The organism is Pseudomonas sp. FG47 (assembly GCF_057809115.1).
This window is the reverse complement of sequence record NZ_JBMDJI010000064.1, coordinates 1-13,492: the sequence shown is the minus strand read 5'-3', so window position 1 is coordinate 13,492 and position 13,492 is coordinate 1. Positions and strand designations below refer to the sequence as shown.

The following is a 13,492-nucleotide window of genomic DNA, read 5'->3' as shown; positions in this document are numbered from 1 at the left end:
CGGTGCCGGTGGGCGTGGTGGGCGAGCTGTACCTGGGCGGCGAAGGCCTGGCCCGCGGCTACCACCGTCGCCCGGGGCTGACCGCCGAACGCTTCGTCACCAGCCCGTTCGGTGACGGTGCGCGGCTGTATCGCACCGGCGACCTGGCCAGCCAGCGCGCGGACGGGGTGATCGAATACCGGGGGCGAATCGACCACCAGGTGAAAATTCGCGGCCTGCGTATCGAACTGGGCGAGATCGAAGCACGCCTGCTGGAACAGGATGGCGTGCGCGAGGCCGCCGTGATCGCACGCGGCGCGCAACTGGTGGCCTACGTGGTGCCCGTCGCTGCCGGCACCGGCCTGGTCGACAGCCTCAAGGCAGCGCTCAAGGTCAGCCTGCCGGACTACATGCTGCCGGCGCACTTCGTGCTGCTCGAGGCGCTGCCGTTGTCGGCCAATGGCAAGCTGGAACGCCGGGCCTTGCCCGACCCGCAGGCCGGCGCGGGCGCCGCGGCCTACCGCGCCCCAGGCAGCGAACTGGAGTGCCAGTTGGCCGGCTTCTGGCAGGAAGTGCTCAAGGTCGAGCGGGTGGGGCTGGACGACGATTTCTTCGAACTCGGTGGTCATTCACTGCAACTGATCATGCTGCTGGCCCGTTTGCGCGGCGCCTTGGGCATCGAACTGGCCATCAACGATTTCTACGCACTGCGCACCCTGCATCAGCTGGCGGCGCACGTGCAGGCCGTCATGGCCGACAACGATCCGAGCGACGAACTGGACCTGATCTTCGGCGCGCTCGACGAACTGGAGGAACACAATGCTTAAGCCCCAAACCGCACGCTCGCAGGAGCTGGCCACGCGAATCGGCGGGCTGGACAGCGACAAGCGCCAGCAGCTGTTCCGCAAGCTGGGCGAGGCCGGGGTGAATGTAGCGCGCCTGCCGATCGTGCCAGCCATCGAGCGTGGCCCGCTGCCGTTGTCCTATGCCCAGCAGCGCCAATGGTTCCTCTGGCAGCTCGACCCACAAGGTTGTGCCTACAACCTGTGCCTGGCCCTGCGCCTGCGCGGCCCGCTGGAGCTGGCCGCGCTGCAGGGTGCCTTCGACCAGTTGCTGGCGCGCCACGCCAGCCTGCGCACGCGCTTCCTCGAAGTCGATGGGCAGGCCTTGCAGCAGGTGTCGGCCGACAGCGAGCCGGACTGGCAAGTCCTGGCGGCGCAGCCGGCAATTGGCGCCGAACAGCTGATCGATGCGCGCCTGCGCGATGAGGCCGCCACGCCGTTCGACCTGGCCCAGGGCGCACCGCTGCGGGTACGGGTACAGCCCCTGGGCGCGGACGACCATCTGCTGCAGGTGAGCCTGCACCATATCGTCACCGACGGCTGGTCGATGGGGGTGATGGTCGAGGAACTGCTCGAATGCTACCGCGCCGCTTGCCGTGGCGAGCCGGCGCTACTGCCGGTGCTGCCGATCCAGTATTCGGACTATGCCTTGTGGCAGCGCCAGTGGCTGCAGGCGGGCGAGCGCGAGCGTCAGCTGCAGTACTGGCGCGAGCGCCTGGGCAGCCACCAGGATGTGCTCGAACTGCCGCTCGATCGCCCGCGCCCCGTGCGCCAGAGTGGGCGCGGCGCGAGCCAGAGCGTGCAGTTGCCCACGGCGCTGGCTGTCGCGCTGCGCCAGCTCGCCCAGCGCCACGATGTCAGTCTGTTCACCGTGCTGCTGGGCAGCTTCCAGCTGCTCCTGCAACGCTATACCGGTCAGCCCGAGGTACGCATCGGTGTGCCGCTGGCCAACCGCAACCGCGCCGAGACCGAACGACTGATCGGCTTCTTCGTCAATACCCAGGTGATCAGCGCGCCGCTCGACCTGCATGGCAGTTTCAGCCAGCACCTGCGCGGCCTGCATGAAACCGTGCAGCAGGCCCAGGCGCACCAGGACCTGCCATTCGAACAACTGGTCGAGGCGCTGCAACCGGAACGCAACGCCAGCCACAGCCCACTGTTCCAGGTGATGTTCAATCACCAGGTGCAGCCAGCCGTGACCCAGGGCCTGAGCCTTGGCGAGCTGCAGGTGACCTTGCTCGAACAGGCGCAGCCCGGTGCCCAGTTCGACCTGACCCTGGACACCAGCGAGAACGCCCAGGGCCTGCATGCCTGCCTCACCTATGCCAGCGACCTGTTCGAGGCCGCCACCGTCGCGCGGCTGATGCGCCACTGGCAGCAGCTGCTGACGGCCATCGTCGCCGACCCGCAGGCAGTCGTTGGCAACATGCCGTTGCTCGAGGACGCTGAGCGCCAGCACCATCTGCGCGCCTGGAACCCTGCCACCCGTCCGTTCCCGGTGACACAGACCCTGCACGGCTGCATCGAGGAGCAGGCGCGCCGCCGTCCGCAGGCCATCGCCGTGACCTGCGAAGACCGTCAGCTGAGCTATGGCGAACTCAACGCCCAGGCCAACCACTGGGCTGCGCGGCTGATCGCCGCTGGGGTTGGCCCGGAAGTGCGAGTGGGGCTGGCGGTGGCCCGCAGTCTCGACCTGGTGGTCGGCCTGCTGGCCATTCTCAAGGCTGGCGGTGCCTATGTGCCGATGGACCCCAGCAACCCCCGCGAGCGGCTGGCCTACCTGATGGAAGACAGCGGCATCGCTTTGTTGCTGACCCAGACGACCTTGCTCGAGCGCCTGCAACCGCCTGCCGATTTGCCGCGGGTGCTGCTCGATGCCGAGCCGGGGGTGTCGAGTGACCCTGGCAACCCCGAGGTCGCCGTGCAGCCGGGCAACCTGGCCTATGTGATCTATACCTCCGGCTCCACCGGCAAGCCCAAGGGCACCTTACTGCCCCACGAGAACGTGCTGCGCCTGTTCGCCGCCACCGACTCGTGGTTTGGCTTTGGCGCCGACGACACCTGGAGCCTGTTCCATTCCCATGCCTTCGATTTTTCCGTGTGGGAGATTTTCGGTGCCCTGTTGCAGGGCGGTCGACTGGTGGTAGTGCCCCAGGCGCTCACCCGCTCACCGGAAGAGTTCCTGGCCTTGCTGGAGCGCGAGCGGGTGACCGTGCTCAACCAGACCCCGTCGGCGTTCCGCCAGCTGATGCAGGTGGCTTGCGCGCGGCCCGAGGTGCCGGCGCTGGCCCTGCGGCATGTGGTGTTTGGCGGCGAAGCCCTCGAGGTAGCCAGCCTGCGCCCGTGGTTCGAGCGCTTCGGTGACGCTCAGCCACAACTGACCAACATGTACGGCATCACCGAGACCACGGTGCATGTCACCTACCGCCCGCTGTCCCTGGCCGACCTGCGCAGTGATAGCGCCAGCCCGATCGGCGAGCCGATCCCCGACCAGACCTTGTACCTGCTCGACGCGGCCCTCGACCCGGTCCCGCAAGGCTGTATCGGCGAGCTGTATGTGGGCAGCGCGGGCCTGGCCCGTGGTTACCTGCAACGCCCGGCGCTCAGTGCCGAGCGCTTCGTACCCGATCCGTTCGGCGCCCCTGGCGCGCGGCTCTATCGCAGTGGCGACCTGGCCCGCTTCAGCCAGGACGGCGCGATCGAGTATGTCGGGCGTATCGATCATCAGGTGAAGATTCGTGGTTTTCGTGTCGAGCTGGGCGAGATCGAAGCCCGCCTGTTGCAGCACCCGCAGGTGCGCGAGGCCGTGGTGCTGGCCGTCGACGGGGTCAACGGCCCGCAACTGGTGGCCTGGCTGGTCGTCGCCAGCGAGCTTGACCCGGCCGCGTTGCGCGATAGCGTGCGCGCCGAATTGCAGCGCGATCTGCCGGCGTACATGGTGCCGAGCCACGTGCTGCTGCTCGATGCACTGCCGCTGACCGGCAACGGCAAGCTCGACCGCCGGGCGCTGCCGCAGCCGGACGCGACCGAGGCGCAGCGCGCCTATGTCGCGCCGCGCAGTGCGGTGGAGCAGGGCGTGGCGGCGATCTGGGCCGAGATCCTGCACCTGCCTCGGGTCGGCCTGGACGATGACTTCTTCGAACTTGGCGGCCACTCGCTGCTGGCGACCCAGGTGCTGTCGCGCGTGCGCCAGGCATTGGCGGTCGAGGCGAGCCTGCGGACCCTGTTCGAGCACTCCGGGCTGCGCGACTTCTGCGCGGCACTGGGCGCCGTCGACGCCGTGGACGGCGAGACGATCCGCGCGGTCGAGCGTGACCGGCCGCTCGCGGTGTCGTTCGCTCAGGAGCGCCAGTGGTTCCTCTGGCAACTCGACCCGCACAGCGCCGCCTATCACGTGCCCATGGCCCTGCGCCTGCGTGGCCCGCTGGACCTGGCGGCACTGCAGCACAGTCTCGATGCACTGGTGGCCCGCCATGAACCGCTGCGCACCACCTTCCGCCAGGACGGTGGCGAGCTGCTGCAGGTCATCGCCGATGCTGCCACGCTGGCGTTGCGCCAGGCCAGCCTGCCGCCTGGTGAGTCGTTGTCGGCGCGGATCGAAGCCTTCGTCCTGGCCGAGACCCAGCGCACTTTCGACCTGGCCAACGGCCCGCTGCTGCGGGCTTGCCTGGCGCCACTGGGCAGCGATGAGCATCTGCTGGTCCTGACCCAGCATCACATCGTCTCCGATGCCTGGTCGATCCAACGCCTGGTGCACGAGCTGATCGAGCTTTATGGCGCCGCCAGCCAAGGCCGCCAGGCGCAGCTGGCGGCCTTGCCGATCCAGTACGCCGACTTCGCCCAGTGGCAACGCCAATGGTTGGCCGGGCCCGAGCGCCAGCGCCAACTGGAATACTGGCAACAGCGTCTGGCTGGCGGCGATGCGGTGCTGGCACTGCCCAGCGACTACCCGCGCCCGGCGCAGATGAGCCACCGCGGCGGGCAAGTGCAGGTGCAGTTGCCCGCCGAGCTGGTCCAGGCCCTGCGCCAGCTGGCCCAGGACCAGCAGGCCAGCCTGTTCATGCTGCTGCTGGCCTCGTTCCAGCTGTTGCTGCACCGCTACAGCGGCCAGGCCGACATTCGCGTCGGCGTGCCCATGGCCAACCGCAATCGGGTCGAAACCGAAGCGTTGCTGGGCTTCTTCGTCAACACCCAGGTGCTGCGCGTCGAGGTGCAGCCCGAAGCCCGCGTGCTCGACCTGCTGCAGGCCAGCAAGGCCGCGGCGCTGGATGCCCAGGCCAACCAGGACCTGCCGTTCGAGCAATTGGTCGAGGTGTTGCAACCGCAGCGCAGCCTCAGCCACAACCCGCTGTTCCAGGTGATCTACAACCACCAGAACCGTGATCCGCGCGCGGCCCGCCTGGGCGACCTCGGTGCCTTGCAGATCGAAACCGTGCACTGGGACAGCGTCACCGCACAGGTCGACCTGGCCCTGGACACCTTCGATTCGGGCGACACCCTCGACGCGACCCTGACCTACGCCACCGACCTGTTCCAGGCCTCGACCATCGAGCGGCTGGGGCGGCACTGGCGCAACTTGCTGCAGGCCATGGTCCGCGACCCGGCGCAGCGAGTTGGGCAACTGCCGATGCTCGACCGCGCCGAGCTCGAGGCCATGCGCCCATGGAGCGTCGATGAGCCGGGCTATCCCACCGCGCGCAGTATCCACCAACTGATCCAGGCCCAGGCCGCACGCCGCCCCGAGGCACTGGCGGTAATCTGCGCTGACCAGCAGCTGACGTTCGCCCAGCTGGACACCCAGGCCAACCAGCTGGCGCACCTGCTGATCGCTCGCGGCGTAGGTGCGGAAACCCTGGTCGGCGTGGCCCTGGAGCGCAGCCCACAGATGCTGGTGGCACTGCTGGCGGTGCTCAAGGCGGGGGCCGCCTATGCCCCGCTGGACCTGGACTATCCCCGCGAGCGCCTGGCCTACCTGATCGAGGATGCCGGCATCAGCCTGCTGCTAAGCCAGTCGCACCTGGCCGCGCGCCTGCCGTTGCCAGACGGCCTGGACTGCCTGGCCCTGGACCAGGTCGAGCTGAGCGCGCAACCGGCCCAGGCGCCCCAGCGCACCGTGCAGCCGGGCAACCTGGCCTATGTGATCTACACCTCCGGCTCCACCGGCAAGCCCAAGGGCGTGGCGGTGGCTCACGGGCCGTTGGTCATGCATTGCCTGGCGATTGGCGAGCGCTACGAGATGAGCGAGCACGACTGTGAGCTGCACTTCATGTCGTTCGCCTTCGACGGTGCCCATGAACGCTGGCTCACCGCCTTGAGCCATGGCGCGCGCCTGCTGATTCGCGACGCTGGCCTGTGGACCCCGGAGCAGACCTACCAGGCCATGCACCGCCACGGCGTGACCGTGGCCGCGTTCCCGCCGGCGTACCTGCAGCAACTGGCCGAGCATGCCGAGCGCGACGGCAACCCGCCGCCGGTGCGGGTGTACTGCTTCGGCGGCGACGCGGTGCCCCAGGCCAGCTACGACCTGGCTCGTCGCGCTTTGCGTCCGCGCTACATCATCAATGGCTATGGTCCTACCGAAACCGTGGTTACCCCGCTGATCTGGAAGGCCGGCGAGCAGGATGCTTGCGACGCCGCCTATGCACCGATCGGTACGCGCATTGGCGATCGCAGCGTACGGGTGCTTGACGACCAGCTCGAGCGGGTACCGCTTGGCCACCCCGGCGAGCTCTACCTGGGCGGTGCGGGCCTGGCTCGCGGCTACCTGCGTCGCCCCGGGTTGACGGCCGAGCGTTTCGTGCCCGATCCACACGGCGCGCCGGGCGCGCGTACCTACCGCAGTGGCGACCTGGTGCGCCAGCGGGTCGACGGCGTGGTCGATTACCTGGGCCGCGTCGACCATCAGGTCAAGGTGCGTGGCTTCCGGATCGAACTGGGTGAGATCGAGGCCTGCCTGCAAGGCGTGGCCGCGGTGCGCGAGGCGCTGGTGATCGCCCGCCAGGGGCCGACCGGCGCGCAGCTGGTCGGCTACGTGGTGGCGCAGCAGGCGCTGGACGCGGCGGGCCAGGAGGCCCTGCGCGACCAGCTCAACCTGCACCTGAAGGCCAACCTGCCGGGCTACATGATCCCCAGCTACCTGATGCTGCTCGAAGGCTTCGCCCTCACGCCCAACGGCAAGATCGACCGCAAGGCCCTGCCCGAGGTCGATGCCAGCGCCCTGCAACGTCACTTCGTGGCGCCACGGCCTGGGCTGGAGCAACAGGTGGCCGAGGTCTGGCAGGCCGTGCTCAAGCTCGAGCGGGTCGGTCGCGACGACAACTTCTTCGAACTGGGCGGGCACTCGCTGCTCGCCACCCAGGCCACCGCCCAGCTGCAACTGGCGCTGGCGGCCGACATCGCCCTGGACCTGATCTTCAAGGCCGCGACCTTGCACGAATACAGCGCGGCCCTGGCCGACCGCGTGAGCGCTGACCCTGAGCAGGACCTGAGCGACATGCATGATCTTCTTGACGAGCTGGAGACCCTCTGAGATGGCTGTACAGGACAACATTGCGCTGGTGCAGCGCTTCATCCGCCTGCCTCTGGCCCAGCGCAAGGTCTTTTTGCACAAGCTCGCCGAGCGTGGCATGAGCCTGAGTAACCTGCCGATCCCGGCCATGCACGAGGAGCTCGATGCGCTGCCGCTGTCCTACGCCCAGCAACGCCAGTGGTTCCTCTGGCAGCTGGAGCCGCACAGCAGCGCCTACCACATCACCAGCGCCCTGAGTCTGGAGGGCCCGCTCGACCTGGCGGCCCTGCAGCAGGCTTTCGATGACCTGCTGGCGCGCCATGCCTCGCTGCGCACGCGTTTCGTCGCCGACGACGGGCAGCCGCGCCAGGTGATCGAGGCACAGGCCAGGCTGACGCTGAACATCGAAACGCTCGCCGACGCCGAACAGCAACCGCAGGTCGAAGCCTTCCTGGCGGCCGGCAGCAGCGAGCCGTTCGACCTGGCCCAGGCGCCGCTGGTGCGGGTACGCCTGCTGCGCCTGGCGGCGGACCGGCACGTGATGCTGTTGGTGCTGCACCATATCGTCGCCGATGGTGTGTCGATGCAGGTGCTGGTGGACGAGCTGATCCATGGCTACCTGGCCGCCAGCGAAGGCCGCGTGGCGGCCTTGCCGGCGCTGCCGATCCAGTACGCCGACTATGCCTTGTGGCAGCGGCGCTGGATGGAAGCCGGCGAGCGTGATCGCCAACTGGACTACTGGAAAGCCCAGCTGGGCGATGAGCACCCGCTGCTGCAACTGCCGCTGGACTACCCGCGCCCGGCCGAACAGAGCCTGCGTGGCGCCAGTATCGAACTGGCCCTGCCCAACGATCTGGCCCAGGGCCTGCGCACGCTGGCGCAGCGCCAGGGGGTGACGCCGTTCGTGGTGCTGCTGGCGGCCCTGCAACTGCTGCTGCACCGCTACAGCGGCCAGGCGCAGGTACGCGTCGGCGTGGCCCTGGCCAACCGCAACCGCGTGGAAACCCGTGGCCTGATCGGTTTCTTCATCAACACCCAGGTGCTGGTCGCGCGGATCGACGGCCAGGCCTCGTTCAACGACCTGCTGGCGCAGGTCGGGACCGCCAGTCGCGAAGCCCAGGCCCACCAGGACCTGCCGTTCGAGCAACTGGTCGATGCCTTGCAGGTCCAGCGCGATCTCAGCCATGGCGCGTTGTTCCAGGTGATGCACAACCACCAGAACGACCTGGGCCAGGTGCAACTGCCGCCCGGCATGCCATTGCAGGTGCGCCAGCTGCCGCTGGACAACGGCCACAGCAAGTTCGACCTGACCCTGGAAACCGTCGAGCAGGGCCAGGACATCAGCGCGCGTTTCATCTATGCCAGCGACTTGTTCGCCGAGCGCACCGTGCGGCAGATGGCCGAGCACTGGCTGGCCTTGCTGCAGGCGGTGATCGCCGAGCCGGGCAGGGCGCTGGGTGAAATTTCCCTGGCGCCGCTCAGCCAGCCTGACTACCAGATGCTGCCGGCGCCGGACTGCGCCGGCATTCATCAACTGCTCGAGCAACAGGCTGCGCGTCAACCCGAGGCGATTGCCGTGGTCTGTGGCGAGCGGCAACTGAGCTATGCCGAGCTCGACCAATGGAGCAACCGCCTGGCGACGCGCCTGCGCGCCAGCGGCGTGGGCCCGGAAGTGGCAGTGGGCCTGGCGCTGGAGCGTTCGGTGGAGCTGCTGGTGGCGATGCTGGCGGTCCTCAAGGCGGGGGGGCATTACCTGGCCCTGGACCTCGCCACGCCGCCGGCTCGCCAACAGGAACTGCTGGCCGAAGCCCAGGTGGCGCTGCTGCTGAGCGATGACCTGGCCCAGGGACGCGCGCCGTTGCAGGGCGCGTTCGAGCAGGTCCAGGTCGATGACTGCCTGGCCTGGAGCGCCGTGCCTGCTTCGGGGGGTTGCCCCGACAACCTGGCCTACCTGATCTTCACCTCCGGCTCCACGGGCCGGGCCAAAGGCGTCATGGTCAGCCATCGCGCACTGCTCAATTACCTCACGGGCCTGTACGCGCGTATCGACCTGAGCGCGGTACGCAGCCTGGCCATGGTCTCCACCGTCGCCGCCGACCTGGGCTATACCCAGCTGTTCGGTGCCTTGTGCGCCGGGCGTACCCTGCATTTGTTGGCCGGCGAGCTGGCCATGGACAGCGACGGATTCGCCGCCTACATGCGCAAGCACGCCGTCGATGGGCTGAAGATCGTGCCTTCGCACCTCGAAGCGCTGTTGTCGGCCAGCGACGCCGCGGCCGTGCTGCCGCGGCGTTGCCTGATCCTTGGCGGCGAGCACAGCGCGCCGGCGCTGCTGGCCCGAGTACGGACGCTGGCCCCGGACTGCCAGGTGTACAACCATTACGGCCCCAGCGAGGCCACGGTCGGCATCCTCGCCCGGGCGCTGGCGCTGGACAGCCAGCCGATCACGGTCAGCCTCGGCCAGCCCCTGGCCAACAGCCGCGTGCAACTGCTCGATGGCGACCTGCAGGCGGTTGCGGCAGCGGTGACGGGCGAGTTGCATGTCGCCGGGCCCTGCCTGGCGCGGGGGTATCTGGGCCAGCCTGGCCTTACCGCCGAACGCTTTGTCCCCGATCCCTCGGGCCAGCCTGGCCAGCGCATGTACCGCACGGGTGACGCGGCCAGCCTGGGTGCGGACGGGGTGACCTATCGCGGGCGTATCGACGATCAGCTGAAGATCCGCGGCTACCGCGTCGAGCCGGGCGAGGTCGCCGCTGCCCTGCAGCGCCTGGCCGGTGTCCGGGAGGCCGTGGTGCTGGCCCGCGACAAACAATTGGTCGCCTATGTGGTGCTCGACGGCGTCGATCCGGCCCAGCTGCGCCCGGCCTTGGCAGGCGTGCTGCCGGACTACATGGTGCCGGCGCATTTCGTGGCGTTGCCCGCGCTGCCGCTCAACGCCAACGGCAAGGTCGATCGCCGTGCCTTGCCGGCCCCTGATGCCAGCCCCGCGCAGCTCGCCTATGTGGCCCCGCGCAGCGCGCTGGAGCAAGGCATCGCGGCGATCTGGCAGGAGGTGTTGCAGCGCGAGCAGATCGGCCTTGGCGACAACTTCTTCGAACTGGGCGGCGACTCGATCATGTCCATCCAGGTGGTCAGCCGGGCCCGCCAGGCCGGCATCGTGTTCACCCCCAAGCAGTTGTTCAAGCACCAGACCGTGCAAGCGCTGGCCAGCGTTGCCGTGCTCGGCGACTCGCGCCAGCGTGCCGAGCAGGGGCCGCTGGCCGGCGCCTTGCCGTTGCTGCCGATCCAGCAGCAGTTCTTCGCCCGGGCCGTGCCCGAGCGCCATCACTGGAACCAGTCGGTGCTGTTGCAGGCGCATCAGCGCATCGATGCCCAGGTGCTGGAGACGGCCTTGCGCGCGCTGGTGGAGCACCACGACGGCCTGCGCCAGCGCTTCGACGAGGGCGCCCAGGGCTGGCAGGCCCGCTACTTGAGCCTTGAGGAGCAGCGCCAGCAATGGCAGGCCACGCCGTTGTGCCGCCAGCACCAGGGGGTGACAGGCGAGGCCCTGCAAGCCCTGTGCGAGGCTACCCAGCGCAGCCTCGACCTGAGCCAGGGGCCACTGCTGCGCGCCCTGTTGCTGGACCTGGACGATGGCAGCCAGCGGCTGTTGCTGGTGATCCACCACCTGCTGGTGGACGGTGTTTCATGGCGGGTCATCTTCGAGGACCTGCAGTGCGCCTATAACCAGCTGGCCGCCGGGCAAGCGCCACGACTGCAGGCCAAGACCGACTCGTTGCGACTGTGGGGCGAGCGCCTGCAGGCTCACGCCCAAGGCGCGTTGGCTACCCAGCAACTGGACTACTGGCTGCGCACCCTGGAGGGGGTCGACGGCGATTTGCCGGCGCTGCGCCGCGACGTGCCGCTGCGCCAGGACCGCCAGGCCACCGTCAGCACGCGACTGTCCGCGGAGTCGACCCAGCGTTTGCTGCAACAGGCCCCGGCAGCGTACCGCACGCAAGTCAATGACCTGCTGCTGGCCGCGCTGGCACGGGTGCTCGGCGACTGGACCGGGCGCGACGCTGTGCTGGTGCAACTGGAAGGGCATGGCCGCGAGGAAATCTTCGACGGCATCGACCTGACCCGCACCCTGGGCTGGTTCACCTGCAAATACCCGGTGCGCCTGCCCACGGCGGCGCACTGGCCGCAAGCGATCAAGGTCGCCAAGCAGCAACTGCGCGCAGTGCCGGACAAAGGCATCGGTTTCGCCGCCTTGCGCCACCTGGGCGAGCCCGAGGTGCGCGCACGCCTGGCCGCGTTGCCGGAACCGCGTGTCACCTTCAACTACCTGGGGCAGTTCGACGGCAGTTTCGCCGACGACACCCCGAGCCTGTTCTCGCCGGCCCGCGAGAGCAGCGGCGCGGAGCAGAGCGCCAGCGCCCCGCTGGGCAACTGGCTGACCCTCAATGGCCAGGTGTATGGCGGGACACTGAGCATCGACTGGAGCTTCAGCCCGGACATGTTCGAGCCCCAGGCCATGCAGGCCCTGGCCGAGGCCTATGGCCAGGCCCTGGAGGCGCTGGTCGAGCACTGCTGCACCCCGGGCGTCGTGGGCGCGACGCCGTCGGACTTCCCCCTGGCCGGCCTGGACCAGGCGAGCCTGGACGCACTGCCTGTCGACCTGGCGGCGGTGGAAGACATCCTGCCGCTGTCGCCGATGCAGCAGGGCATGCTGTTCCACACTCTCTACCACGCCGAGGCGGGCGACTATATCAACCAGTTGCAGGTGCCCGTCGACGGCCTGGATGGCGAGCGCTTCCGCGCCGCCTGGCAGCAGGTCATGCAGCGCCATGAAGTGCTGCGCAGCGGGTTCTTCTGGGAGGGCGTGCCGCAGCCATTGCAGGTGGTCATGCGCGAGGTCGCGCTGCCATTCGAACTGCTCGACTGGCGTGCTCGGGAGGACTGCGAGCAAGCCCTCGAACAACTGGCCCGGACCCAGCGCGAGCAAGGCTTCGCGCTGACCGAGGCGCCGCTGATGCGAGTGCAACTGGTACGCACCGGCGAGCAGCGTCATCAACTGATCTACAGCCATCACCACATCCTGATGGATGGCTGGAGCAGTTCGCGCCTGCTCGGCGAGATCATGCAGGCCTACCATGGCATGGCCCTGGCACCGGTGCAGGCACGCTGGGCCGACTATATCGAATGGTTGGGCGAGCGCGACGGGGCCAGCACCCAGGCGTTCTGGCAGGATCAACTGCGCACGTTGGAGACGCCGACCCGCCTGGCCCGGCGCCAGGTTGGCGGCGAGGCGGGGCAACGCCTGCATCGTCAGCACCTGGACCGCCAGGCGACCACGGAGCTGGCGAACTTCTGCCGGGCGCAGAAGATTACCCTCAACACCCTGGTGCAAGGTGCCTGGCTGCTGCTGTTGCAGCGCCACACCGGGCAGTCGACGGTATGTTTCGGCGCCACCGTGGCGGGGCGCCCGGCGCAATTGCAGGGTATCGAGCAGCAGGTGGGCCTGTTCATCAACACCTTGCCGGTGGTGGCCAGCCCGCGCCCCGAGCAGTGCGTGGCGGACTGGTTGCAGACGGTGCAGGAGGCCAACCTGGCATTGCGCGAGTTCGAGCACACACCGTTGTTCGATGTGCAGCGCTGGGCCGGGCAGGGCGGCGAGGCCTTGTTCGACAATATCCTGGTATTCGAGAACTATCCGGTGTCCGAAGCGTTGCAGGGCGCCTTGCCGGGGGCCTTGCAGTTTGGCCAGGTGCACAGCCACGAGCAGACCAACTACCCGTTGACGGTGGCGATTGGCGCGGCTGACACGCTGAGCATCGAGTACCGCTATGGAGCGGCTGATTTCCCGGCCGGCTTCATCGAGACCCTGAGCGCGCATCTGCTGGCGTTGCTACAGGCCATGGCGGGCGCGCCACAGGCGCTGCTTGGCGCGCTGCCCATGCTGACCGACGCCGAGCGCGACGAGCAGGCAAAGTGGAACACCACCGCCACCGACTACCCGCTGGAGCGCTCGATCCAGCAGCTGATCGAAGCCCAGGTGGACCGCGCGCCACAGGCCGAGGCCCTGGTATTCGGCGATACCCGCCTGAGCTACGCCCAGCTGGATGTCCGCGCCAACCAGCTGGCCCGTCACCTGATCGCGCAGGGCGTCGGCCCGGACGTG

3 protein-coding genes are annotated in these 13,492 nt (G+C 68.7%); all 3 read left to right on the top strand.

Annotated elements, in window-relative coordinates; translation table 11 throughout:
- Positions 1-806, top strand: an 806-nt coding sequence (locus tag ACODS5_RS24120; protein WP_489109838.1) for a phosphopantetheine-binding protein, incomplete at its 5' end; no start/stop codon positions are given.
- Positions 799-7,350, top strand: coding sequence for an amino acid adenylation domain-containing protein (locus ACODS5_RS24115; RefSeq protein ID WP_489109837.1), 6,552 nt, complete (start codon positions 799-801; stop codon positions 7,348-7,350). The genes ACODS5_RS24120 and ACODS5_RS24115, both read left to right, overlap by 8 nt.
- A gap of 1 nt (position 7,351) precedes the next feature.
- The coding region (locus tag ACODS5_RS24110) for an amino acid adenylation domain-containing protein (protein WP_489109836.1) at positions 7,352-13,492 on the top strand (6,141 nt) is incomplete at its 3' end.

Bases quoted from the DNA above. Each gene is read 5' to 3' on its own strand.
- ACODS5_RS24115 (WP_489109837.1), top strand. From the start codon at position 799: ATGCTTAAGCCCCAAACCGCACGCTCGCAGGAGCTGGCCACGCGAATC.